Origin of the sequence: Variovorax sp. SRS16 (assembly GCF_901827165.1) — a bacterium.
In the GTDB taxonomy this organism is placed as follows: Bacteria; Pseudomonadota; Gammaproteobacteria; order Burkholderiales; family Burkholderiaceae_C; genus Variovorax.
In genome coordinates, this window is sequence record NZ_LR594666.1 from 179085 (window position 1) to 201510 (window position 22426).

At 67.1% G+C, this 22426-nt stretch carries 23 protein-coding genes; 13 read left to right on the top strand and 10 right to left on the bottom strand.

The annotated features are described in order from the left end of the window. Nucleotides 1-6: 6 nt before the first annotated feature. The 8 genes from hutU to hutG are packed head-to-tail and all read left to right on the top strand — an operon-like array spanning nucleotide 7 to nucleotide 8654. Complete coding sequence (gene hutU, locus E5P2_RS00885) at nucleotides 7-1731, top strand: urocanate hydratase (protein ID WP_162565299.1); 1725 nt, start codon at nucleotides 7-9, stop codon at nucleotides 1729-1731. A 6-nt stretch (nucleotides 1732-1737) separates the two neighbouring features. Then, nucleotides 1738-2739 (top strand): ornithine cyclodeaminase family protein, encoded by a 1002-nt coding sequence (locus E5P2_RS00890; RefSeq protein ID WP_162565300.1) that lies wholly within the window; start codon nucleotides 1738-1740, stop codon nucleotides 2737-2739. 20 nt (nucleotides 2740-2759) lie between these two features. Then, complete coding sequence (locus E5P2_RS00895; protein WP_232080540.1) at nucleotides 2760-3590, top strand: phosphate/phosphite/phosphonate ABC transporter substrate-binding protein; 831 nt, start codon at nucleotides 2760-2762, stop codon at nucleotides 3588-3590. Next, a complete protein-coding gene (locus E5P2_RS00900) occupies nucleotides 3590-4549 on the top strand; it encodes a Bug family tripartite tricarboxylate transporter substrate binding protein (RefSeq protein ID WP_162565302.1) in 960 nt (319 codons plus the stop codon). The genes E5P2_RS00895 and E5P2_RS00900 overlap by 1 nt, the downstream gene beginning before the upstream one ends. A gap of 14 nt (nucleotides 4550-4563) precedes the next feature. Beyond that, nucleotides 4564-5172 carry a HutD/Ves family protein gene (locus E5P2_RS00905; RefSeq protein ID WP_162570294.1) on the top strand — a complete coding sequence of 203 codons (609 nt, stop codon included), beginning with the start codon at nucleotides 4564-4566 and terminating at the stop codon, nucleotides 5170-5172. Beyond that, nucleotides 5169-6437 carry an imidazolonepropionase gene (gene hutI, locus E5P2_RS00910; protein ID WP_162565303.1) on the top strand — a complete coding sequence of 423 codons (1269 nt, stop codon included), beginning with the start codon at nucleotides 5169-5171 and terminating at the stop codon, nucleotides 6435-6437. Before E5P2_RS00905 ends, hutI begins: the two co-directional genes overlap by 4 nt. Then, entirely contained in the window at nucleotides 6430-7845 is a 1416-nt protein-coding gene (locus E5P2_RS00915) for a formimidoylglutamate deiminase (protein ID WP_232080541.1), read from the top strand. The genes hutI and E5P2_RS00915 overlap by 8 nt, the downstream gene beginning before the upstream one ends. Beyond that, entirely contained in the window at nucleotides 7842-8654 is an 813-nt protein-coding gene (hutG, locus tag E5P2_RS00920; protein ID WP_162565304.1) for an N-formylglutamate deformylase, read from the top strand. Before E5P2_RS00915 ends, hutG begins: the two co-directional genes overlap by 4 nt. A 75-nt stretch (nucleotides 8655-8729) precedes the next feature. Here the strand turns inward: hutG and E5P2_RS00925 are convergent, their stop codons facing one another. The 3 genes from E5P2_RS00925 to E5P2_RS00935 all read right to left on the bottom strand — a co-directional run bounded on the left by E5P2_RS00925 (nucleotide 8730) and on the right by E5P2_RS00935 (nucleotide 13039). Then, on the bottom strand, nucleotides 8730-10421 hold the full coding sequence (locus E5P2_RS00925) for a hypothetical protein (RefSeq protein ID WP_162565305.1): 1692 nt from the start codon (nucleotides 10419-10421) through the stop codon (nucleotides 8730-8732). A 273-nt stretch (nucleotides 10422-10694) separates the two neighbouring features. Beyond that, complete coding sequence (locus tag E5P2_RS00930) at nucleotides 10695-11156, bottom strand: CesT family type III secretion system chaperone (protein WP_162565306.1); 462 nt, start codon at nucleotides 11154-11156, stop codon at nucleotides 10695-10697. A gap of 173 nt (nucleotides 11157-11329) precedes the next feature. Next, complete coding sequence (locus tag E5P2_RS00935; RefSeq protein WP_162565307.1) at nucleotides 11330-13039, bottom strand: hypothetical protein; 1710 nt, start codon at nucleotides 13037-13039, stop codon at nucleotides 11330-11332. Nucleotides 13040-13189: 150 nt separating this feature from the next. Here E5P2_RS00935 and E5P2_RS00940 point away from each other — a divergent pair, with 150 nt between their 5' ends. After that, nucleotides 13190-14239 carry a homocysteine S-methyltransferase family protein gene (locus E5P2_RS00940; protein ID WP_162565308.1) on the top strand — a complete coding sequence of 350 codons (1050 nt, stop codon included), beginning with the start codon at nucleotides 13190-13192 and terminating at the stop codon, nucleotides 14237-14239. A 156-nt stretch (nucleotides 14240-14395) separates the two neighbouring features. Next, on the top strand, nucleotides 14396-15196 hold the full coding sequence (locus E5P2_RS38125) for an SH3 domain-containing protein (protein WP_162565309.1): 801 nt from the start codon (nucleotides 14396-14398) through the stop codon (nucleotides 15194-15196). Nucleotides 15197-15242: 46 nt separating this feature from the next. On the opposite strand, the gene E5P2_RS00950 is transcribed toward E5P2_RS38125, so the two are convergent. The 3 genes from E5P2_RS00950 to modB are packed head-to-tail and all read right to left on the bottom strand — an operon-like array spanning nucleotide 15243 to nucleotide 17484. Beyond that, nucleotides 15243-16034: a sulfate/molybdate ABC transporter ATP-binding protein gene (locus E5P2_RS00950; RefSeq protein ID WP_162565310.1), complete on the bottom strand. Its 792-nt coding sequence runs from the start codon at nucleotides 16032-16034 to the stop codon at nucleotides 15243-15245. Then, nucleotides 16031-16783 carry a molybdate ABC transporter substrate-binding protein gene (gene modA, locus E5P2_RS00955; protein ID WP_162565311.1) on the bottom strand — a complete coding sequence of 251 codons (753 nt, stop codon included), beginning with the start codon at nucleotides 16781-16783 and terminating at the stop codon, nucleotides 16031-16033. The genes E5P2_RS00950 and modA overlap by 4 nt, the downstream gene beginning before the upstream one ends. 17 nt (nucleotides 16784-16800) lie before the next feature. After that, complete coding sequence (gene modB, locus E5P2_RS00960) at nucleotides 16801-17484, bottom strand: molybdate ABC transporter permease subunit (RefSeq protein WP_162565312.1); 684 nt, start codon at nucleotides 17482-17484, stop codon at nucleotides 16801-16803. 147 nt (nucleotides 17485-17631) lie between these two features. Between modB and E5P2_RS00965 the strand changes: the two genes are divergently transcribed. Continuing rightward, nucleotides 17632-17871, top strand: coding sequence for a hypothetical protein (locus E5P2_RS00965; protein ID WP_162565313.1), 240 nt, complete (start codon nucleotides 17632-17634; stop codon nucleotides 17869-17871). Nucleotides 17872-18085: 214 nt separating this feature from the next. Here E5P2_RS00965 and E5P2_RS00970 read toward each other — a convergent pair whose 3' ends face one another. Together E5P2_RS00970 and E5P2_RS00975 are read right to left on the bottom strand one after the other, a co-directional pair. After that, nucleotides 18086-18433: a winged helix-turn-helix domain-containing protein gene (locus E5P2_RS00970; RefSeq protein ID WP_162565314.1), complete on the bottom strand. Its 348-nt coding sequence runs from the start codon at nucleotides 18431-18433 to the stop codon at nucleotides 18086-18088. 369 nt (nucleotides 18434-18802) lie between these two features. Continuing rightward, the gene (locus tag E5P2_RS00975) at nucleotides 18803-19390 is read right to left on the bottom strand and encodes a TetR/AcrR family transcriptional regulator (protein ID WP_162565315.1); all 588 of its coding nucleotides are present in this window, start codon (nucleotides 19388-19390) and stop codon (nucleotides 18803-18805) included. A gap of 97 nt (nucleotides 19391-19487) precedes the next feature. Here E5P2_RS00975 and E5P2_RS00980 point away from each other — a divergent pair, with 97 nt between their 5' ends. Further along, nucleotides 19488-19955: a nuclear transport factor 2 family protein gene (locus tag E5P2_RS00980; protein WP_162565316.1), complete on the top strand. Its 468-nt coding sequence runs from the start codon at nucleotides 19488-19490 to the stop codon at nucleotides 19953-19955. Here the strand turns inward: E5P2_RS00980 and E5P2_RS00985 are convergent. Continuing rightward, nucleotides 19952-20851 carry a LysR family transcriptional regulator gene (locus E5P2_RS00985; protein ID WP_162565317.1) on the bottom strand — a complete coding sequence of 300 codons (900 nt, stop codon included), beginning with the start codon at nucleotides 20849-20851 and terminating at the stop codon, nucleotides 19952-19954. The genes E5P2_RS00980 and E5P2_RS00985 overlap by 4 nt on opposite strands. 98 nt (nucleotides 20852-20949) lie before the next feature. Between E5P2_RS00985 and E5P2_RS00990 the strand changes: the two genes are divergently transcribed. Further along, the gene (locus E5P2_RS00990) at nucleotides 20950-21387 is read left to right on the top strand and encodes a PACE efflux transporter (RefSeq protein WP_162565318.1); all 438 of its coding nucleotides are present in this window, start codon (nucleotides 20950-20952) and stop codon (nucleotides 21385-21387) included. A 25-nt stretch (nucleotides 21388-21412) separates the two neighbouring features. Here the strand turns inward: E5P2_RS00990 and E5P2_RS00995 are convergent, their stop codons facing one another. Beyond that, nucleotides 21413-22354 (bottom strand): LysR family transcriptional regulator, encoded by a 942-nt coding sequence (locus E5P2_RS00995; protein ID WP_162565319.1) that lies wholly within the window; start codon nucleotides 22352-22354, stop codon nucleotides 21413-21415. Nucleotides 22355-22426 lie beyond the last annotated feature (72 nt).

A 22426-nucleotide genomic window follows, 5' to 3' on the forward strand; every position in this document is an offset into this window, starting at 1 on the left:
CTCGCCGTGAACGCCCCCGACAAATTTCTCGCCGCCGGGCCCGACCCGCGCCATGACGCGAGCCGCACGATCCGCGCGCCGCGCGGCAGCACGCTCAGCTGCAAGAGCTGGCTCACCGAGGCGCCGTTCCGCATGCTGCAGAACAACCTCGACCCCGAAGTCGCCGAGCGCCCGCAGGACCTCGTGGTCTACGGCGGCATCGGCCGTGCCGCGCGCGACTGGGCCAGCTTCGACCAGATCCTCGCCACGCTGAAGGAACTGAACGACGACGAGACGCTGCTGGTGCAATCGGGCAAGCCCGTGGGCGTCTTCAAGACCCATGCGGACGCGCCGCGCGTGCTCATCGCCAACTCCAACCTCGTGCCCAAGTGGGCCACCTGGGAGCACTTCGGCGAGCTCGACCGCAAGGGCCTGATGATGTACGGCCAGATGACCGCCGGCAGCTGGATCTACATCGGCAGTCAGGGCATCGTGCAGGGCACCTTCGAGACCTTCGTCGAAGCCGGACGCCAGCACTACGGCAACGACCTCTCGGGCAAGTGGATCCTCACAGCCGGCCTCGGCGGCATGGGCGGCGCGCAGCCGCTGGCCGCCACGCTCGCGGGCGCGGTCTCGCTCACCATCGAATGCCAGCAGGCCAGCATCGACTTCCGCCTGCGCACACGCTACCTCGACAAGCAGGCGAAGGACATCGACGATGCGATCGCGCTGATCGCGCAGCACACGAAGGACAAGGAAGCGGTGTCGATCGGCCTGCTCGGCAATGCGGCCGAGATCCTGCCCGAACTCGTCAAGCGCGCGAAGGCCGGCGGCCTCACGCCCGATCTGGTGACCGACCAGACCTCGGCCCACGACCTCGCCAGCGGCTACCTGCCGATCGGCTGGACCCTCGCGCAATGGGAAGCCGCGAAGGCCGACGCGACGCAGCATCCGACGCTGCGCACCGCCGCCGCGAAGTCGTGCGCGATCCACGTGCAGGCCATGCTCGACTTCCAGGCCATGGGCATTCCGACGGTCGACTACGGCAACAACATCCGCCAGGTCGCGTTCGACGAGGGTGTGAAGAACGCGTTCGACTTCCCCGGTTTCGTGCCGGCCTATATCCGGCCGCTGTTCTGCGAGGGCAAGGGGCCGTTCCGCTGGGTCGCGCTCTCGGGCGATCCGGAGGACATCTACAAGACCGACGCCAAGATCAAGGAACTGTTCCCCGACAACACGCACACCCACCGCTGGCTCGACATGGCGCGCGAGCGCATCGCCTTCCAGGGCTTGCCGGCACGCATCTGCTGGCTCGGCCTCGGCGAGCGCGACAAGGCGGGCCTGGCCTTCAACGAGATGGTGAAGTCGGGCGAGCTCAAGGGTCCGATCGTGATCGGGCGCGACCACCTCGACACCGGCTCGGTCGCAAGCCCGAACCGCGAGACCGAATCGATGAAAGACGGCAGCGATGCCGTCTCCGACTGGCCGCTGCTCAACGCGCTGCTCAACACCGCCGGCGGCGCCACCTGGGTGAGCCTGCACCACGGCGGCGGCGTGGGCATGGGTTACTCGCAGCATGCGGGCGTAGTGATCGTGTGCGACGGCACCGACGCCGCCGCCCGGCGCATCGCGCGCGTGCTCTGGAACGACCCCGCCAGCGGCGTGATGCGCCATGCCGATGCGGGCTACGACAGCGCCGTCGCCGCGGCAAAGCAGCACGCACTCCACCTTCCCATGATCCCCAAGGCCTGAACGACCATGTCCGAAATCCATCTTCACTACCTCAACCACCTCGACGTCCAGGCGCTCGCCATGACCGACGCCGAGATCATCGCCGCCGTCGAGGACGGCCTGCTCGCACAGGGCCGTGGCCAGACCACCATCGAGCCCCGCATGCACCTGGTGCCGGAGAAGGACTATCCCGGCCACTTCAACGTGCTGCGCGGCTACGTGCGGCCGCTCGGCGTCGCCGGCGTCAAGGTGGTGGGCGACTTCTATCGCAACTACGAACGCGGCCTGCCCTCGGAGCTTGCGATCCTGAATTTGTTCGATCCGAAGACCGGCGCACCGGTGGCCATCATCGATGCCTCCGACATCACCGACATGCGCACCGGCGCGATCACCGCGATCGGTGCCAAGCATCTCGCGCGCAAGGGCTCGAAGGTGCTGGGCCACATCGGTGCGCGCGGCACCTCGTACTGGAACGTGCGCCTGCTGCATTCGATCTTCCACTTCGACGAGATCCGCGTGCACTCGCGTCGCAAGGAAAGCCGCGATGCGTTCGCCGCCCGGCTCGAAAAAGACCTGGGCGTGAAGATCACCGTCACCGAGGACTGGGAGTCCTGCGTGCGCGGCGCCGACATCGTGGTCGAGGCCTCGCGCCTGGAAAAGCCCACGCCGATCCTCAAGACCGAATGGATCAAGAAGGGCGCCTGCGTGATTCCCTACGGCACCATGAGCGCGGTCGAGCTGTCGCTGACCGACATCATGGACAAGATGGTGATGGACGACTGGGGGCAAGCCAAGGCCGGTCCGCTGGGTGCACTGCGCGCGCACGTCGACAGCGGCCGGCTCTCGGAAGAGACGCTGCATGCCGAGCTCGGCCAGATCGTCGCCGGACTCAAGCCGGGCCGCGAAAGCGAGGACGAGACCAACCTGTTCTGGCACCGCGGCCTGTCGCTGTCGGACATCGCGCTCGGCGCCGCGATGCTGCAGAAGGCGCGCGGCATGGGGTTGGGTCAGCAGCTGCGCTTTCGCTGATGACGACGGGCGGTCGATCGATGCTCTCCTCTTCGTCCGGATCGATCACGCCGATCGCGAATGCGCGCATGTACTCGGCCACGCCGGCGGTGCGCGCCGAGTGGCGTCGGCTGTCGCAATGGGTGCTCGCGCGCGCCGGGCTCGACTGGCCGGTCGTCGACTACGACGCGCCCGCGCCGCTCTCTGCGCTGTGGGAACGCGAAGACCTCGGCCTGGTCACGATGTGCGGCCTGCCGTTCTCGCAGCGCGCCGTGCGGCCGACGCTGATCGCGGCACCCGTGCCCTCGCCGCCGCGCTACGGCGGCCGGCCCATCTACTTCACCGACATCGTGGTGCGTGCCGCGTCGCCGCATCGATGCCTCGAAGACAGCTTCGGCGGCGTGGTCGGCTACACGCTGGCCGATTCGATGTCGGGCGGCGTCGCGCTGGCGGCGCATCTGGCGCCCTTCCGGCAGCGGCATGGCGCGCGGCTCTATCGCGCCGCGGTCGGTGGGCTGGTCAATGCGCGCGGCGTGATCGAGGCGCTCGCTGAGGGACGCATCGATGTCGGCCCGCTCGACAGCTACTACCACGACCTGCTGCGGCACGACGAGCCCGCGCTGGCCGCGCAGGTGCGTGTCGTCGCCAGCACCGGCGCGATGCCGATCCCGCCTTTCGTCGCGACCGCCGTGCTCGGCGCCGAAGAACTCGAGCGCCTGCGCGATGCGCTGCGCGCCGTCGCGACCGCCGATGAACTGCAGGCGACCCGGCGATGCCTGCTGCTCGAAGGCTTTGCCTTTCCCGATCCGGCGGACTACCAGATCCTGGCCAGCATCGCCGATCGTCCTCTCCCTTCTTTCGAGGAACTCTGATGAAACGCTTTCTCTCTGCATTGCTCTGCCTGTCGCTTCTGCCTTTCGCCGCTGCTGCGCAGACCTATCCGAGCAAGCCGGTCCACCTGATCGTTCCCTTCGCGGCCGGTGGTCCTGCCGACGTGCTCGGGCGCCTGGTCGGCCAGGACTTCACCGACAAACTGGGCCAATCCTTCGTGGTCGACAACAAGGCCGGCGCGGCCGGCAACATCGGCGTCGATGCGGTGGCCAAGGCGGCGCCCGATGGCTACACGCTGGGCATCGTGCCGGTCGGCAACGTCGCGGTGAATCCGACGCTGTTCCCGAGCCTGCCGTACAAGGCGGCCGATCTGCAGCCGGTCGCGATGCTCGGTATCGTCGAGAACGTGCTGGTGGTGAATGCGTCGGTGCCCGCGAAGTCGCTCAAGGAACTGCTTGCATTGGCGCTGGCGAAGCCGGACACGCTGAGCTTCGCATCGCCCGGCGCCGGCAGCCAGGCGCACCTGGCCGGCGAGCTGATGGGCCTGAGCGGCAACGTGCGCATGCTGCATGTGCCCTACAAGGGCATCGGTCCGGCAGTCAACGACTTGCTCGGCGGGCAGGTGTCGATGATGTTCGCGCCGATCTCGGTCGCGCTGCCGCACCTCAAGACCGGCAAGCTGCGCGCAATCGGCGTCGCCAGCCTGCAGCGCTCCGCCGCGCTGCCCGACGTGCCGACCATCGCCGAGCAGGGCATGCCCGCCTTCGAGGCCGTCTCGTGGTATGCGCTGATGGCGCCCGCGGGTACGCCCAAGGCCGTCGTCGATCGCCTCAACGCCGAGGCGGCGAGCATGCTCGCCAGGCCGGACGTGAAGGAGAAGTTCGCAGGGCTGGGCATGGAGCCCGGTGGCGGCACGCCCGAGCAGCTGGCGGCACGGATCCGGTCGGAGACCGCGCGCTGGTCCGACGTGATCAGGAAGAAGAACATCCAGCCCGAGTGAAAACAGTGAGAGCGATGAAGACGCTGCGGCACTTTTCGCGCGATGCCTTGCCGGTGACGCCGTGGAAGAACGGCGGCGGCACGACGCAGGAGATCGCATGCGGGCCGCCGGGCACGACGCTCGGCGACTTCGGCTGGCGCGTGAGCATCGCGACCATCGCGGCCGCGGGGCCGTTCTCGGTCTTTGCCGGCACCGACCGCAGCATCATGCTGCTCGAAGGCGATGGCGTGCGGCTGCGTTCGCGCGATGGTCGCATCGATCATCGACTCGAAGCGCTGCACCGGCCCTTCGCCTTCCCCGGCGACACGGCGATCGACTGCGCGCTGCTCGGTGGCGCATCGAGCGACTTCAACGTGATGACGCGGCGCGGCCAATGGCGCGCCGAGGTACAGGTCGTCGATCGCGCCGCATCGATCGCTGCCGCACCGCATGGCGTGTTGCTGGCATTGCGCGGAAGATGGACGCTGAACACGGATGCGCCTGCGTGCCGCGAAGGAGAGGGCCTCTGCTGGAGCGGCGAGCCGATGGCATGGCGGGCCGTGCCCGTCGGTGCGCACGCGCGACTGGCCGTGGTGCGCATCGTCCCGGTCTCGTCTGCAGAGAATGAAGAAGGAAGCCCATGAAACGCCTTCACGAACTGCCTTCCGCCGACGGCCTGTGGACCGGCTTGCGGCTTGCGCCCGATGCCGCGTCGGACGTGCCGGCAGCCGATGGCGAGGATGCCGCGATCGTCGTCGACCAGGGCGCGATCGCATGGATCGGCGCACGCGCCGCGCTGCCGCCCGCGTTCGCCGCATTGCCAAGCCACGATGGGCGCGGCGCGCTTGTCACGCCCGGCCTGGTCGATTGCCACACGCACCTGGTCTACGGCGGCCAGCGCGCCAACGAGTTCGCGATGCGGCTTGCAGGCGCCAGTTACGAAGAGCTGGCCGCGGCCGGCGGCGGCATCGTCTCGTCGGTGAATGCCACGCGCGCCGCCGACGAAGACACGCTCTACGCGCAGGCCGCGCCGCGGCTCGCGCAATTGCTGGCCGACGGCGTGTGCGCGATCGAGATCAAGTCGGGCTACGGCCTGGCGCTCGAACACGAGCGCAAGCAGTTGCGCGTCGCGCGCCGGCTCGGCGAGGACCACGGCGTCACCGTGCGCACCACCTTCCTCGGCGCGCACGCGCTGCCGCCCGAATACGCGGGCCGCAGCGGCGACTACGTCGCCGAGGTCTGCGACCGCATGCTGCCCGCGCTCGCGGACGAGGGTCTGGTCGATGCGGTCGACGTGTTCTGCGAGCGCATCGCCTTCTCGCTGGCCGAGACCGAGCGCGTGTTCCAGGCTGCGACGCGGCTCGGCCTGCCGGTCAAGCTGCATGCCGAGCAGCTGTCCGACATGGGTGGCGCGGTGCTGGCCGCGCGCTACGGCGCGCTCTCGTGCGACCACCTCGAACATCTGTCGGCCGAGGGCATCGCCGCGATGCGCGAGGCCGGCACGGTCGCGGTGCTGCTCCCCGGCGCCTACTACACGCTGCGCGACACGCAGCTGCCGCCGATCGAAGCATTGCGCGCTGCGGGCGTGCCGATGGCCGTGTCCACCGACCACAACCCCGGCACCTCGCCTACGCTGAGTCTGCTGCTGATGGTCAACATGGCCTGCACGCTGTTCCGGCTCACCGTGCCCGAGGCGCTGGCCGGCGTGACGCGCCACGCGGCGCGCGCGCTGGGGCTCGCGGACACGCACGGCACGCTGGCCGCGGGCCGGCCGGCCAACTTCGTGCTGTGGCAGCTCGCGGACAGCGCCGAGCTCGCGTACTGGCTCGGCCAGCAGGCACCGCGCACCATCGTCCGCCAGGGGCGCATCGCATCGATGGCGCACGCCTTGGAGAAATCCGTTGGCTGAAACAATCTCCTCTTCTGCGGCGTCGGCGACCGGTCGTCTGTTCGCCGCCGATGCGCTGTTGCCCACGGGCTGGGCGCGCGACGTGCTGATCGAGTGGAATGCCAGCGGTGAACTGTCGGCGGTGACCGCCGGCAGCCGCCCCGACGGCGCACCCCGCGCCGCGGGGCCCGTGATCCCCGGCATGCCGAACCTGCATTCGCATGCCTTCCAGCGCGCGTTCGCCGGGCTCACCGAATTCCGCGGCGCGGCCGAGGACAGCTTCTGGAGTTGGCGCACGTTGATGTACCGCTTCGCAGCGCGCGTCTCGCCGGCGCAGGTCGAGGCGATCGCGACCGGCCTCTACGCCGAGATGCTCGAAGCCGGCTACACCGCGGTGTGCGAGTTCCACTACCTGCATCACGACAGCGACGGCCTGCCCTATGCCGACGATGCCGAGCTCGCGCTGGCACTGCTGCGCGCAGCGCGGCGCACGGGCATCGGCTTCACGCTGCTGCCGGTGCTCTACCAGGCCAGCGGCTTCGGCGGCATGGCGCCGAACGAAGGCCAGCGCCGCTTCATCCGCAGCACCGAGTCGATGCTGCGCCTGCTCGAACGCCTGCGGCCGCTGTGCGCGGCGCAGGGTGCGCGGCTCGGCCTCGCGCCGCACTCGTTGCGCGCGGTGCCGGCCGACGGCTTGCGCGAGGCGTTGGCGGGCCTGCGCGCGATCGATGCCGCGGCGCCGGTCCACATCCACATCGCGGAGCAGACCGCGGAGGTCGAGGCCTGCCTCGCATGGAGCGGCCAGCGGCCGGTCGCATGGCTGCTCGACCACACCGAGGTCGATGCGCGCTGGTGCCTCGTGCATGCAACGCACATGGATGCCGACGAATACCGGCGCGCCGCGGCGAGCGGTGCGGTCGCCGGCCTGTGCCCGACCACCGAGGCCAATCTTGGCGATGGCATCTTCGATCTGCCGGCCTGGCGCGTAGCGCAGGGCGCCTGGGGCATCGGCTCCGACAGCCATGTCTGCGTCAATGCGGCGGAAGAATTGCTGATACTCGAATACAGCCAGCGCCTCGCCACGCGCCAGCGCAACGTGGCGGCCGATGGCGTGCAGGCGCAGGTCGCGACCGCGATGACGCTGGCCGCTGTGCGCGGCGGCGCGCAGGCTTCGGGGCGTGCAATCGCCGGCCTCCAGGCCGGGCAGCAGGCCGACTTGGTGGTGCTCGATGCCGCGCATCCCGCACTCGCCGGACTGCCGGCGGCCGACATGCTCTCGTCGCACGTCTTCGCGAGTCATCGCAGCAATGCGATCGATGCCGTGTGGGTCGCGGGCCGGCCGCGCGTCGCCGCGGGCCGCCATTTGCTTCACGACAGCGCGACGGCGGGCTTCGTCGCCGCGCGCACCCAACTGCTCGACACGCCATGACCTTCGACACCACCGAACCCGCGTTCCGCTTTCGCCAGGGCACGCGCCCCTTGCTGATCTCGATGCCGCATGTCGGCACGCACCTGCCGCGCGCGCTGGCCGCGCGCCTCACGGCCGAAGCGCGCCAGGTGCCCGACACCGACTGGCACCTCGAGCGGCTCTACGACTTCGCCGATGCGCTCGGCGCTTCGGTGCTGGTGGCGACGCACTCGCGCTACGTGATCGATCTCAATCGCCCGCCGGACGATCAGAACCTCTATCCGGGGCAGGACACGACCGGGCTGTGTCCCGTCGACACCTTCGACAAGACGCCGCTCTATGCAGCCGGCGACGTGCCGGACGAAGCCGAGATCGCGGCGCGCCGCGATGCCATCTGGCGGCCGTACCATCGGCAACTGCGTGCCGAGCTCGATCGCATGAAGGCCGTCCACGGCACCATTGCGCTATGGGATGCGCATTCGATCCGCTCGGCGCTGCCGCGCTTCTTCGAGGGTCGGCTGCCGGACCTCAACCTGGGCACCGCCAATGGCGCCAGCTGCGATCCGGCGCTCGCGGCCGCGCTGCTCGGCATCGCCTCATCGGCCGAGGGTCACACGTCGGTGCTGAACGGCCGCTTCAAGGGCGGCCACATCACGCGCGAATACGGCGATCCATCCGCCGGCGTGCACGCGGTGCAGTTGGAGATGACGCAGGCCAGCTACATGCAGGAACGCCTGCCCTTCGACTACCTGCCTGCAACCGCCGCTCGCGTGCAGCCGGTGGTGCGTCGCATGCTGGAGGCGGTGCTCGCGTTCGTCGAGCGCGGTTGAGCGGAAGAGCGCCGGCGCCGAACCGGCAGGCGCGCTCGGTGCCTCGCTTCCATGTGCAATGGCGGGCCCGTGGTTTCATGGGTCCGAGATCAGCGTCAGGCTGTCGTCGTCCTGGAAGGTCTCGATCTCGGCCACCCATTGCAGGAGGCGCACCTGAACCTCCTTGCTCGCCTCCTCGACGCGAGCTTGTACCTCTTCGACAAATTTCTGTTTCATGCCTGAAGGCCCATTGACCATGGTGGTGAGGATCTGGGCGGTCAGAGAATAGATCTTGCGTTCGTCGAGCGGCAACGCCGGATGCAATGAAAGGAGCGACACGTGTTGCGGCAGTGTCCGCAAATAGACCGCCTTGAAGACCAGCAGCTTTGCTTCTTCCTTGAGCACTTCGATGGGCTTGTCGCTGTTCGGCGAGAACTCGCTTGCGTCGACTTCCCGAAACAGTTTTTTGAGTATCGACACGAAAGGTCTCGGAAGCTCGAGTGTGCTGAAGTAGTTCAGCAATGGCGACAACAGAGAGCCCATGAAGTTGTTCCACTTGTGGTTGATCTCATTGGGCATACCCGATTGATTCAATGGAGATATCCCTTGCTGGGCATGAGAGGTCCACACGTGGGCGATTATCTGGGAGTACTCCACCGTGCGATGCGCAATCAGCTGCAGCAGTGGCTGTGCGGACGCGGCTCCGAAAGGGCCCAGCAGGGCGGCAAGCGGCTTCAGCGCAGGGCTGTTATGGCGAAAAATGCCCAGTCCTTGGAAGGCTGCGGATTTCAGTGTGCTGGTGAGTTGAACAGTCACTTCCGTCCATTCGTCCTTCGTCAAACGGTGTTGCTCGATGAACTCACTCTGGAATTGCTGCGCGATGACAACAGTCGCGACCTGGCTCAGATGGTTGCGCGCCTGGGTCTTTTCGGATTCAAACGCTGCCGCCTTCAAGCCCTTCATGCAATGCTCCAGCGGTGCAGCCAGCGACTTCACCAACCGGTTCAATTGGTCCTGAGTGGGCGTTGGAAGGTAGTGTGCGGTGCTGCGCACCAATTTGAAAATGCAGAACTGCTGGCACACCATCTTTCGAGCCCCGGAGCCTGTGCCGATCTCCGTGTGCATGCCCGCGGAGAGAAGCTGAAGGCGAAGACTCAGCGCTTGCGTGTCTTCGGCGTTGGTGAAGTAGTCCGGAAACGCATTCTTGTAGCGCTGAATGGTTTGCTGCTCCGAACGCTTTTTCGTCGTCGTCATCGCATCCCAACGTGATCTCGACAAGGCCGCCAACTCGGGGGAGCGCGGCGATTGCGCTTGAGGGCGGGGCGATTGAAGCCGAGGAGAACGGGGACTGCGAGTCGCCGTCGAAAAATCCCTCTGGCGCGGCACGCGCTCCAGTTTGGGCCTCGGCTCTTTCTGCTGGAGCGAGAGAGCACGCGACATTGACTTCAGCTTCGTCCGGTGCGGCAGAGGGGGCAAGTCGTATTCGGCATTTCTGTGCACCGGCGGCTTTTCCTCTCCGGAAAGTCCCGGCGTGCGCAACAGAGGCTTTCGCTCGATGGATGCCGTGTCGCTGTCAGGATGCGCTACCGTGGATTCGGGCTGACGAGATACGGAAACGGAGGGAAGAGGCGCGCCAGTGCCTGCCGTCTGCGCTGTCGTCGTTGTGGTCGTGATCGTCGGGGTCGTCGTCGCGCTTTCGCCGGGAAGCTCCGGCTCGCCCGGGGTGCCGACGTATTTCGCAAAGAGCTCGCGGTCGGCGAGCGTCAAATCCGATTCGATCCCCGGCATGACCGGCACCGGTGCGCCGCCCCGGTGCGATGCGGAACCGAGAACGTCTCCGAGCTTGGGTCGCGGCGAAATCGGGTTTGTGCCCGTTGGCGCTGTCTGATGGAGATCCCTGGATTCCTTCTTCTCGGGTGAGACATCTCGTGGGCTCGGGGCCGGCGAGCCAGGAGAAGAAGGAGGAGTGGGAGGAGAAGAGATTGAGCGCATTGCATGCTCCGTCATCTGGTAGGTGGGCCGAAATGTCCGGGCGGGAACGAGGATGACTGTCTGCCGCTCTCAGGCCATGGCGGCCATGAACAAGTCACCACCTTCTTCGAGAGGCGAGGCTTCGCAGTCCAGAGGATCTGCGACCATTCGCCGGGCCGCCTCCGTGTTTTCGACGTGCGTGCGCAAGGCATCGGCGATGTATTCGCCATCGAGCACGTCCGCATCCAGAAGATGAGTGCAGAAGATGGCACGGGACATGCCGATGTCGAACGCATGACCGCCGCCGTAGGCGCTGTGCTCCTTCAGATTGAGTTCCAGGAGCTGCTCGCACACGCGCGCCTTGTCGTCAGGGCTCACGACGCCGAGATCGATGTAGCAGGCGATCGAATCCGGATCGTGCGTGGCATCGAACGCGAGCACGACTTCAACGTTGTCGATCGAAAAGCTGTAGCGCCCGTCGTCCAGCAATGGCTCATGGCCCAGGGAAAATGCCGTGGCTTCGCAAATTTCTTTGAAATGTTCCTGATTCATGAAAAGAAGAGTTCCTGATTCGATGGCTGAGGGTTGTGGCGCACGAACGATGGACGCGCTTGCGCAAGCACTGGGTAACGTGCGTTTCCGCCCAGTTCCATTTCTCGCGGAGATGCGGCGAAAGCCGGACGCGAATGACCCTTGGCCTCGGGGTGCCGCAAGCGTGGTTCGGACTACTGCGGCTCGAGCTTGTCCGCAAGTTGTCCGAAGAATTCGACAACGAGCGGCAGCATTTCCACTGTGATTCCCATTCTTTCGGGACGCGGCTGCGTGTCCGGCTTCATGGTGTAGCTGATCAAGCGTTGGAGTCGGCTCAGCATCAGCGCATGGATCTCTCGTTCGATGGGGGTTTTGAAGGGATCCGTCGAGGGCGCTGCCAAGTGCGAGACAACCAGGTGCAAGAAGAGGAATTGAACGAGAGCAAGCTTTGCTTCGCGCCGCCGAAGCCTGGCGGCATCGGATGCTTGCGACGATTCCAGGGGCACGCTGTCGTTGATCTGGGCAAACAGGTGGCGGATCGTGTCGGCGATCGGGAAGGAAAAACTGAAATTCCCCAGAAAGCGAATGGCATCCGACATCAGGAGGTTCCTCAAGTCGGCCCTGCTGTTCAACAGCGCGATCGCATCGCTGGCCCCTTTGACCTGCTTGAGTTCCGAGCTGCGCTTTTGGTATGTTTCGATCAGCGGCATCGCCAGAGCGGCCCCATAGGGGAGCAAGGCATCCAATAGAGGATTTATCTGCATCCCGATTTCGATGGTTCTGAGCGTCAGCCTGGCCTGTGGAGAGGACAGCATCCTGCGGAGTTCGGCCGAAAGCCGAGTCCATATCTCGTCGAACAGGCGGTGGTGCTGAAGGAACGCGTCGGGATAGCACTTTGCAATCACCGAGATGATGCTTGTCTCCAGGCGCTTGTACGCTCTGGCGAGATGCGCGGCAGCGGATCGGCCTATCAGCTTCTGCCCCTTCATGACCAGATGCCATTCCTTGACGCAGTAGTCCAGCGACGGCCCTAGCAGTTCCGTCATGCGATCCGGTTCACTCAAGGCCGCAGGTGGAATGAAATGCAAGAAATGCCGAATCAGATCCGGAATGCAAAAGCTCTGAAACTCCCGGGTGATGACGGCACGCCTGACCAATCGGGCATCTCCGATGCCTTCGACAGGTCGTCCCCACTTTGCGATGCGTTCGTACAACTGCTTGATGGCCTGGTCGGTAAAGCATCCCGGAAAGGCTTGATAGTATTGAATGCAGATTTCTTCTCGAAGACGTTTGTTGGTCTTCGCAATTTCTTGCTCTCTCGTTGGCGCCTGCACGGTTCTGCGAGTTGAAAGCACCGTCTTCTTCGGATTTGTTCTCGCTTTTGCAATCGAATGACTCAGAGGGGTCGCTTTGGAGTCCGGAGAGGAATGAATCTTCAGATCTCTCGCTCTCGACGTGTACTCCAATCTTCGTTTGGGCGCTTGAGGAATAAGCCCTGTCGGTGTCTCTGCGACAACAGGCGCAGACGATGTGGAAGGGTCGGCCTCGGGCAAGTTGCCTTCCCGCGTGGGTGAGTGCGGCGTTTCCGCGAAGTCGCCGGACAAAGATCTCCGTGACGTGCCTTGCAAGGTCAAGGCCCTGCTCTGAAAAAAGACCGGCACCGGTGCGCCTGTCCGATGCGTTGAGACCTTCCACTCGCGGGTTCCGCGCTGCTGCCCGATGACGCTGTTCAAGCTCCTTCCTTCGGGCGCGTCGGAAGCTGTGTCGAGGGTTGAATGCGTTTGCGTGCCGACTTTCGATATCGGGCGATCGGTCAGCGGTGGCGGCGTGACCCGATGCTGGCGCGGCGAATCCGGCGGCGAGGCAGGCGGTGTGGTGGAGGGCGACTGGCGAATGGATTCCATGCGAAGGGTCTCTCAAGGGAGTTGATTGAGGAAAAGGAAGGAGGTCAGCGCGAAGACCCCGGACTACGTAACTCGGGACCCGGGTTGGTTCCTTCGGTGAACAAGACCTTGAGCGCGCAGAGCCTGCGGCCACTTCATAGAATGACGTCCATGAACAAGCCCGTTGCCTATACCCGCGCAAGCAAACTTCCGGACATCCTTGCGCAACGCATCGCGATCCTCGACGGCGCCATGGGCACGATGATCCAGCGCTTCAAACTCAACGAAGCGCAGTACCGCGGCGAGCGTTTCAAGGATTTCGAGCGCGACGTCAAGGGCAACAACGAACTGCTCTCGCTGACCCGCCCGGATGTCATCAGCGACATCCACGAAGGCTACCTCGCGGCCGGCGCCGACCTGATCGAGACCAACACCTTCGGCGCGACCCGCATCGCGCAGGAGGACTACAAGATGGCCGATCTGGCGCGCGAGATGAACCTCGCCTCGGCCCGGCTCGCGCGTGCCGCCTGCGACAAGTTCAGCACGCCGGACAAGCCGCGCTTCGTCGCCGGCGCCCTCGGCCCGACGCCCAAGACGGCGAGCATCAGTCCCGACGTGAACGACCCGGGCGCGCGCAACGTGAGCTTCGAGGAACTGCGTGCGTCCTATTACGAGCAGGTCGAGGCGCTGGTCGAGGGCGGCGCCGACCTGCTGCTGGTCGAGACCATCTTCGACACGCTCAATTCGAAGGCCGCGCTGTTTGCGGTCGACGAGTATTTCGAAGCCAGCGGCGAGCGCCTGCCGCTGATCATCAGCGGCACCGTGACCGATGCCTCGGGCCGGATCCTGAGCGGCCAGACCGTCACCGCGTTCTGGCACAGCGTGCGCCACGCGCGGCCGCTGGCGGTCGGCCTCAACTGCGCGCTGGGCGCCGCGCTGATGCGCCCCTATCTGCAGGAACTGGCGCGCGTCGCGGACGACACCTTCATCAGCTGCTATCCCAATGCCGGCTTGCCCAATCCGATGAGCGAGACCGGCTTCGACGAAACGCCCGATGTCACCTCGCGCCTGCTGCACGAGTTCGCGACCGACGGTCTCGTGAATATCGTGGGGGGCTGCTGCGGCACCACGCCGGAGCACATCGCGGCCATCGGGCAGGCCGTCGCGCCGCTGGCGGCACGCACGCCGCATCGCGCCGCCTTCTACCGCGAAGCAGCCTGAGCGCTGCTCGCGGCCGCTTGTGAAGCCGAGATAAAGAAGCTCTCCAAAGGTTGGCGCGGTGCACGTGCCGTCCAGTTGCGGCGTTGGGGGGACAGCGCCATGGCCGATTGACAACGGGTCGAGCGGCGGCCTACCCTGATCCCAAAGGAACACCCCATGAACCACAGAATTGCCCAGCGCTGGATCGGCATCGGAGCCCTCGCCATGGTGCTGCCGGTCGTCGCGGCGGCGCAGCAGGCCTTCACGCGCGGCCCGCTCAATCTTCGCGCCGGTCCATCGGGCGACTATCCGCTGGTGGCGCGCCTCGGGCCGGGGCAGCCGCTCGAGGTGCTCGGCTGTACCGATGGCTACGCCTGGTGCGACGTGGTGCTGCCCGACTCGATGCGCGGCTGGGCCAATGCATCGCGGCTCGATTTCGCCTACGAGGATCAGCGCGTGCCGCTGGCCACCTATGGCGCGGCGATCGGCATTCCGCTGATCGGCTTTGCGATCGGCAACTACTGGGCCGATCACTACCGGGACCGCCCCTGGTACGGCGACCGGCGCTGGTGGCGCGGCGGGCCGCCGCCACCGATGGCCGGCTGGCGTCCGCCACCGCCGCCGCACGCAGGCTGGCGGCCCAATCCGTGGCAAGGTCCCGGTTTCGGCCCGCGCCCCGGTCCTGGCCCTGGGTTCCGCCCTGAACCCGGATTCCGGCCTCCGCCGGGGATCCGGCCGCCGGTCGACCCCGGCTTTCATCCGGGCGGGCGTCCGCCCGGCCCGGGCTTCAATCCTGGCAACGGCGGTATGCGTCCACCCGGTCAGGGGTTCGTTCCACCGCAAGGCGGTCCGCATCCAGGCCCTGGCATGGGACGGCCCGGCGGAGGACCCCGGCCCGGCTTCGAACCCGCACCGCCGATGGGCGGTATCCGGCCGCAGCCCCGCGTTCTGCCGCCGTCGCCCAACACGCCATCCTGACGCGCAGTGCGTTCGGGCCCGAGCCGGGCGGCCCGGAACGCGCGATCTATCGGTGGGTGGCGCCGGCGAGCATGCGGCGCAGTTTGCTGCGCAGCGGGGTCTCGTCCTTCGGGGAGGCACCGGTGCCGAACTGCTGCGCGGCGAGTTCGCGGCTCGCGCCGTTGCGCAGGTCGATCTCCTGCACGATCTGGCCCTTGCCGTAGACGAAGGCCATGTCCGCCAGTTCGAGCACGTCGTCGATGTCGTGCGTGATCATCAGCACCGGGATGCCCCATTGGCGGCGGACTTGCGCCAGTTCGGCGCGCAGCGTGCTGCGCAGCATCGGGTTGAGCGCGGCAAAGGGCTCGTCGAGCAGCAACACCTGGGGCTGGCAGGCGAGCGCGCGCGCCAGCGCGACGCGCTGCTGCTGGCCGCCCGACAGCGTCCCCGGCCGGCTCTCGGCCAGCGCGCCCAGTTCGAAACTGTCGAGCAGCGCCTGCACGCGCTCGGCCTGTTCCGCGGACAGGCGCCGCCGGTGCCAGGAGGTCAGTCCGAAGGCGATGTTCTCGCGCACCGACAGGTGCGGGAACAGCGCGTAGTGCTGGAACAGGTAGCCGATGCGGCGCGCCGGCGCGGGCACGTCGATGCCCTTGGCGGAATCGTAGAGCGTGCGTCCGTCGAGGCGCACATGGCCGCTGCTTGGATGAAGCAGGCCGGCGATGGCCTGCAGCGTCAAGGATTTGCCGGCGCCCGAGGGCCCGTAGAGCGCGGCGAACGGCACATCCGTCGCGAAGCGCACCGCGAGGTCGAAGCGCCGGCTGCGGTCCGAAACCGTCAGCCTGAGATCGACATCGATCACGGCTTCCCGAAACCGAAGCGCGTCAGCACCTTCTGTGCGGCGTCGGTGGACATGAACGCGATGAAATCCCTGGCCAATGCCTTCTCCTTGCTTTCACCCACGACCGCGATCGGGTAGGTCACGGGCACATGCGCCGAGGGCGTGAGCACCACCTTCACCTTGTCGCCCATGATCGCGGCATCGGTGCGGTACACGAAGCCCGCCTCGACCTCGCCGCGAGCCACGTAGTCGAGCACCTGGCGCACGCTGTCGGCCTGCACGAACTTCGGCTCGAGCGGGGCCCAGAGATTGGCATTGTCGAGCACCTGCTTGGTGTAGCGGCCGACCGGCACGGTGGCCGTCTTGCCGATGGCGATCTTCCTGACCGCCGCACCGGTGAGATCCTGCAGCGTCTTCACGTCCGGGCCGCCCTGGATCGGTTCGATGACGACGAGGCTGTTGGTCACGAAATCCTTGCGTGTCGCAGTATCGATCAACTTCTGCTCGACGGCGCGGTCCATCGTGGCTTCGTCGGCGCTGGCGAACACATCGACCGGCGCACCCTGCTGGATCTGCTGCAGCAGCACGCCCGATGCCGCGAAGTTGAAGCGGACCGTGGCGCCCGGCTTGGTGGCTTCGAACTGGGTCCCCAGTTCCTTGAACGCATCCGTCAGACTGGCCGCGGCCGAGACGGTGATCTGCTGCGCCGCGGCGGCCAGTGGCAAGGCCAGTGCGAGGACGAGGGACAGCAGGCGGGACATGGCTCGCATGATGCGGCTCCTTGGTATCAGCGCAGTGAGAAGAACCGGTTCGACAGAACCAGCACGGTGATCGAAAGCAGAGAGGTCACGACAACCAGCACCAGCGCCATGTCGTCCTGGCCGGCCTGCACGGCGTCGTAGATCGCCATCGAAAGGGTCTGGGTCTGTTTCGGGATCGAGCCCGCCACCATCAGCGAGGCGCCGAACTCGCCCATCGCCCGGGCGAAGGCCAGCAGCGTGCCGGCCAGGATGCCGGGCCAGGCCAGCGGCAGCGTCACGCGCAGGAACACCGACCAGGGCGACTGCCGCAAGGTGCTGGCCGCGGCTTCGAGCGAGCGGTCGACGCCTTCGAAGGCGGCGCTCGCCGACTTGAGCACCAGCGGCAGCGCGACCACCGCCGACGCCACCACGGCACCGTGCCAATTGAAGATGATGGTGTAGTCCAGATGCTCCCGCAGCCAGGCCCCGATCGGTCCGCGACGCCCGGCGACCACGAGGATGCCGTAGCCGATGACGGTGGGCGGCAGCACCAGCGGCAGCATGAAGACCGCTTCGAGCACCGTGCGCCCCGGGAAGCGCTTGCGGGCGAAGACCCAGCCGAGCGCCAGGCCCACAATGAGCGCCAGCAGCGTGGCGAAGGCCGCAACCTTCAGCGACAGGCCCAGCGGAAACCAGTCCATGGAAGCGAGAAGCGTCATCGTCATGTTCATTGCAATACGACGTTATTGTTACACATAGCCTTGCAAGATCAGCCGCAGAAGGGCGCTTGGTGCAACATCGGCGCGCAATCTTCATATACTCGCGAATACAGCGATGCGGCAAGATCGCCGCATCGCCCAAGCCAGAAGGCCGACACCATGCGCCGCCCCGAATACGACACCGTCGTTCGCTCGATCACCGGAAAGCCGGAGCTTCGCCGCGTCACCGAGGTTCAGGAATGGCGCATCGAGCAGGAGCTGGATTCCAGCCGCTTCGTCATCTCGGTCGTGAGCGCGGGGGGCGAAGCGCAGTCGTTCCTGGTGGCGCTGACCGATGCCCAGGACATCGGCGACGTGCTGCAGCGCAAGGCCGCGGGGCTCGCCGCTTCCGGGGGCTGAGTGGCCCTCATTCCATGCGGTCGTCGGCGCGCACGTCCGGCAGCCGGGCCAGGCGCGACCCCAACCAGCCGACGCGCTCGGTGCTGCGCACGTCGAAGCGCGGCACGTGCGGCTTGATGTCGAGCACCGGCCGTCTGGATCGGCATGCCGCTGACCTCGGTGAAGCGGCTGTGCACGATGCCGATCGGTCGGCAGATCACCGTGTCGCGTGCGCTCATGAAGCAAGCAGCCGCGTGAGCGCGCTGATGTCCGCAGCCGCGGCGACGCGCGCCGCGCTCTCGATCGCGCGGTAGTGCTTGATCAGCTGCTCGCCCACCGGCGTGAGCGCGGTGCCGCCGCCGTGCGACCCGCCGGTGGCGGTGTTCACCGCGGGATTGGCGAGCGCGCGGTTCATCTCGTCGATCAGCATCCACGCGCGCCGATAGGACATGCCGAGCTGCCGGCCCGCGCCGGAGATCGAGCCCGTTTCGGCGATGGCCTCGAGCAGCGCGATCTTTCCCGGACCGATGGCAATGCTCTCGTCTCGGTAGATGCGAAGGCGGAACTGCACTTTGGATTTCATGCCAGGCGAATGTTGATGCGTGGAGCGAAGGGTAAACGATGCCCGGCTGCCGGTCTCGGCGTACCTGTGCCTTGGTTTCGTTATGTCAGGATGAATACATCGATATGCATCGGAGGATGAGGGGATGAAAGAGTCGTCTCGCTGGGCTCTGTCGGCCATGGCCGCTGCTGCCGCGGCGGCATGGCTTGTCGCCGGGTGCGGCGGTGGCGGCAGCCTCGGTGCCGGGTTCGGCGGTGCACCGTCGTCACGCAGCTCGATCCTTCGGCCTCGGTGCGCGTGGCCGGTGCGGTCGAGCGGCCGGCGGCCTATGGCGCCGCTCAGATCGCCGGGCAGCCGGCCACGACGCAAACGGTCCATAGCGGCGGGCGCTCAGCAGCCTGCTTCCCGCTGCAAGGATTCGAGGATCCGCTCGAGCGTCTTCAACGCCTTGGCCGGCGCTTCGAACTGCGCCGCCACGATTGCGCCGTCCACCGCCAGTGCAATGGCCTGCGCGTCCCTGGCGCGGTGCCGCGACGGCGGCAGCAGCGCTGCGATCTCTGCCGCCATCGCCCGCTTGTGGGCGCGTGCGATCCCGGTCACCTCAGGCAACGCACCGCCCAGTTCGCCGACGCTGTTGATGAAGGCGCAGCCCCGATAGCCGGCATCGCCGAACCATTCGGCCAGCGCGGGAACCAGCGCGTCGATGCGGCGCCTGCGTCTGGTGCCGTGCCGCTGCAACGCATCGGTGAACCACGCCATCCAGCGCTGGTGGCGATGGTCCAGGAAGGCGCGGATGAGGTCGTTCTTGCTGGGGAAGTACCGGTAGAAGGTCACCTTGGTCACGCCGGATTCGGCGATCACGCGATCGATGCCGGTCGCGCGGATGCCTTCGCGATAGAACAGCGCGTGCGCCGTCAGCAGAATACGTTCGGCCGGCGGGCGTTCCTTCGAGTTCGGCATGGCGGGAGCGCAAGACATGGGGTCATTGTAGACAGGGCTGTCTACCCGGGTTAGATTGGTCTCATGTAGACAACTCTGTCTACACGCTCTCCATCCATCTCCAAGGAACCTGCTCATGGAAACCAGACCGCCGCTTCCGCCGTTCACCCTCGAAACCGCCACCCAGAAGGTGCGCCTGGCCGAGGACGCCTGGAACAGCCGCGACCCGGCCCGCGTGGTGCTGGGCTACAGCGAGGACACGCGCTGGCGCAACCGCGCGGAGTTCCCGGTCGGGCGCGCGGCGGCGCAGATCTTCCTCGAACGCAAGTGGGCGCGCGAGCTCGACTATCGGCTGATCAAGGAGGTGTGGGCCTTCGGCGGTGCGCGCATCGCGGTGCGCTTCGCCTACGAATGGCATGACGATTCGGGCCACTGGTTCCGCAGCTACGGCAACGAGAACTGGGCCTTCAGCGAAGCGGGGCTGATGACGCACCGCCACGCCAGCATCAACGACCTGCCGATCGACGAGAGCGCGCGCAAGTTCTTCTGGCCGCTCGGGCGCCGGCCCGACGACCATCCGGGGCTCAGCGAGCTCGGCCTTTAGGACGGCGCACCGGTCTTCTCGCGCGCGATCAGCGCCACGAAGCGCTGCGCGCCAAGGCCGAGGGGCCGTTCGCGCGACCACACCACGTCGACCCACAGGTCGAGTCCGTTCGACAGGTTCTCGAACGGGATCTCCACCAGCGAGCCGGCAGCGACATGCGGCCGTGCGAAGTTGCGCGGCAGCCAGCCCCAGCCGAGGCCGGCCGTGATCAGGCTCAGCGCGGCCAGCGCGTTGTCGGTGCGCCAGACATGGCGCGCGAACACGAAGCGCGGATCGCTGGTGGCGAGGTCGCGGCCGGCGACGACGATCTGCCGCGTGGTGGTCAGGTGCTCCTCGCGCAAGCGCCCGCCGGCCGCGGCCAGCACCGGATGGCCGGGCGCCATCACGGCGACCATGGTGTCGCTGGCCACTTCCTGGAAGCCTTCGCGGCCGTCGAGGCTCGGCCGCTCGAACACCAGCGCGAGCTGCGCGCGGCCGCTGTGCAGCAAGGCCAGCGCGTCGGCCTGCGGTGCGGCCAGCACCTCGACCTCGAGCAGCGGGTATTCCTGTGCCAGCGCGGCCAAGGGTCCGCTCCAGGGCGCGGCCAGCAACTCGGGCGCGATGGCCAGCGTGAGGCGGTTCTCCAGCCCCTGGTGCAGCGCGAGTGCCTGCACCTGCAGCTGCTTGAGCTGGGCGGCCAGCAGCCGCGCCTGCGGCTCCAGCGAGCGCGCCGCGGGCGTGGGCTGCGGCTCGCGACCATTGCGGTCGAAGAGCTTCAGGTCGAGTTCGGCCTCGAGATTGGCGACGGCCATGCTGACCGCCGAAGGCACCCGGCCCAGCGCCCGGGCAGCGGCCGAGAACGACCGATGGTCCAGCACCGCGAGGAAGACCTGCACGCTGTCGCTCGAAAAGCTCATGCCGCGACCTGTCAATAAAACTGAAGGAAGATGACTTTTTATATCAGAAGATCGGACATAAAGTCGCGACATCCCCATCACCGCCACGGAACGAATTCATGCAAGGGCTCAAGCGCCGCGTCATCTACATCACGCTCTACGAAGGACTCGCCATCGTCGCGGCGAGTGCCGGGCTGTCGCTGATGTCGGGCGAGGGCCTGGGCCATTCCGGCCCGCTGGCCGTCATCGCCTCGGCCATCGCGGTGGTCTGGAACCTCGTCTTCAACGCCTTGTTCGAGCGCTGGGAATCGCGCCGCACGGTGCGTGGCCGCAGCCTGAAGCGCCGCATCGCCCATGCGATCGGCTTCGAGGGCGGGCTGGTCGCCTTCCTGGTACCGGTGTTCGCATGGTGGCTGGACGTGACGCTCTGGCAAGCCCTGATGATGGACCTGGGGCTGGTCGTGTTCTTCCTGGTCTACACCTTTGTCTTTAACTGGGCCTTCGACCTGCTGTTCGGCCTGCCGGCATCGGCCAGCGGTGCGGCGCAGCCGGCCTGATCCGGACGCGCCGGCGACCGCCCGCTCAGGCGTCCGTGAAGCCTGAGGCGAAGGCGCTGCGCAGATAGGCCACGAAAGCCGTGACGGCCTGCGGCACGTGACTCGCGTAGGGGCGAATCGCATGCAGCTGCTCGGCAAAGGCGCCAACCGGCTTCCACTGCGGCAGCACTTCGACCAGCTTGCCGGCCTGCAGCCCCGACTGGGCGCTGAAATCGGGCACCAGCGCGATGCCGAGCCCGGCCAGCGCCGCATCCCGCAGCGCCTCGCTGTTGTTGGCTGCGAAAGGTCCGGCCACCGGCACCGTGATCCGTTCGCCCCCGCGCCGCGCGGCCCGCGATTCGAAGGTCCAGGTCGGCGTCTCCTGCGCGCGCGGATAGTGCAGGCAGTCGTGCGCCTTCAGATCCTCGGGCGTCTTCGGCGCCGGCCGGCGGCGCAGGTAGGCGCGGCTGGCCACCAGCAGCGAGTGCGTCGGGCACAGCAGCCACGCGACGTGCGTGTCGGGCACCGAGGCCGCGTGCCGGATCGCGAGATCGAAGCCCTCCATCGCGAGCGAGCTCAGCCGGTCGGACAACTCCAGCTCCAGCCGGACCTCGGGATTGGCGCGCAGGAAGCCCGCCACGCGCGGCACCAGCTGCTGGCGCGCCAGCGCGACCGGTGCGGTCACACGCAGCAACCCACGCGGCCGGCCCGCGAGGTCGCGCACGCCCGCAAAGCTGTGGGCGATGCGCTCGAAGGGCGCTCGCGTTTCGTCCACCAGCCGCTGGCCGGCCTCGGTCAGGCGCACGCTGCGCGTGGTGCGGCGCACCAGCGGCACGCCAGCCGAGCGTTCGAGCTCGGCGATGCGCTGGCTCATCGCGGCCTTGCTCACGCCCAGCCTGGCCGCGGCGGCCGTGTAGCTACCTTGCTGCGCGAGCACGACCAGCCAGTGCAGATGGGTCCAGAGCAACTCGATTTTTTTGTCGTCCATGCCGCCATTGTTTACCAACGTGAACAATCAATTCAGCGCCAGCGCCTAGGCAGCAGCAGCGCGGCTTCATAG

Bases quoted from the DNA above. Each gene is read 5' to 3' on its own strand.
- E5P2_RS00890 (WP_162565300.1), top strand. From the start codon at position 1,738: ATGTCCGAAATCCATCTTCACTACCTCAACCACCTCGACGTCCAGGCG.
- E5P2_RS00895 (WP_232080540.1), top strand. From the start codon at position 2,760: ATGCTCTCCTCTTCGTCCGGATCGATCACGCCGATCGCGAATGCGCGC.
- E5P2_RS00900 (WP_162565302.1), top strand. From the start codon at position 3,590: ATGAAACGCTTTCTCTCTGCATTGCTCTGCCTGTCGCTTCTGCCTTTC.
- E5P2_RS00905 (WP_162570294.1), top strand. From the start codon at position 4,564: ATGAAGACGCTGCGGCACTTTTCGCGCGATGCCTTGCCGGTGACGCCG.
- hutI (WP_162565303.1), top strand. From the start codon at position 5,169: ATGAAACGCCTTCACGAACTGCCTTCCGCCGACGGCCTGTGGACCGGC.
- hutG (WP_162565304.1), top strand. From the start codon at position 7,842: ATGACCTTCGACACCACCGAACCCGCGTTCCGCTTTCGCCAGGGCACG.
- E5P2_RS00925 (WP_162565305.1), bottom strand. From the start codon at position 10,421: ATGCCGGGGATCGAATCGGATTTGACGCTCGCCGACCGCGAGCTCTTT.
- E5P2_RS00930 (WP_162565306.1), bottom strand. From the start codon at position 11,156: ATGAATCAGGAACATTTCAAAGAAATTTGCGAAGCCACGGCATTTTCC.
- E5P2_RS00935 (WP_162565307.1), bottom strand. From the start codon at position 13,039: ATGGAATCCATTCGCCAGTCGCCCTCCACCACACCGCCTGCCTCGCCG.
- E5P2_RS00940 (WP_162565308.1), top strand. From the start codon at position 13,190: ATGAACAAGCCCGTTGCCTATACCCGCGCAAGCAAACTTCCGGACATC.
- E5P2_RS38125 (WP_162565309.1), top strand. From the start codon at position 14,396: ATGAACCACAGAATTGCCCAGCGCTGGATCGGCATCGGAGCCCTCGCC.
- modA (WP_162565311.1), bottom strand. From the start codon at position 16,783: ATGCGAGCCATGTCCCGCCTGCTGTCCCTCGTCCTCGCACTGGCCTTG.
- modB (WP_162565312.1), bottom strand. From the start codon at position 17,484: ATGAACATGACGATGACGCTTCTCGCTTCCATGGACTGGTTTCCGCTG.
- E5P2_RS00965 (WP_162565313.1), top strand. From the start codon at position 17,632: ATGCGCCGCCCCGAATACGACACCGTCGTTCGCTCGATCACCGGAAAG.
- E5P2_RS00970 (WP_162565314.1), bottom strand. From the start codon at position 18,433: ATGAAATCCAAAGTGCAGTTCCGCCTTCGCATCTACCGAGACGAGAGC.
- E5P2_RS00975 (WP_162565315.1), bottom strand. From the start codon at position 19,390: ATGTCTTGCGCTCCCGCCATGCCGAACTCGAAGGAACGCCCGCCGGCC.
- E5P2_RS00980 (WP_162565316.1), top strand. From the start codon at position 19,488: ATGGAAACCAGACCGCCGCTTCCGCCGTTCACCCTCGAAACCGCCACC.
- E5P2_RS00985 (WP_162565317.1), bottom strand. From the start codon at position 20,851: ATGAGCTTTTCGAGCGACAGCGTGCAGGTCTTCCTCGCGGTGCTGGAC.
- E5P2_RS00990 (WP_162565318.1), top strand. From the start codon at position 20,950: ATGCAAGGGCTCAAGCGCCGCGTCATCTACATCACGCTCTACGAAGGA.
- E5P2_RS00995 (WP_162565319.1), bottom strand. From the start codon at position 22,354: ATGGACGACAAAAAAATCGAGTTGCTCTGGACCCATCTGCACTGGCTG.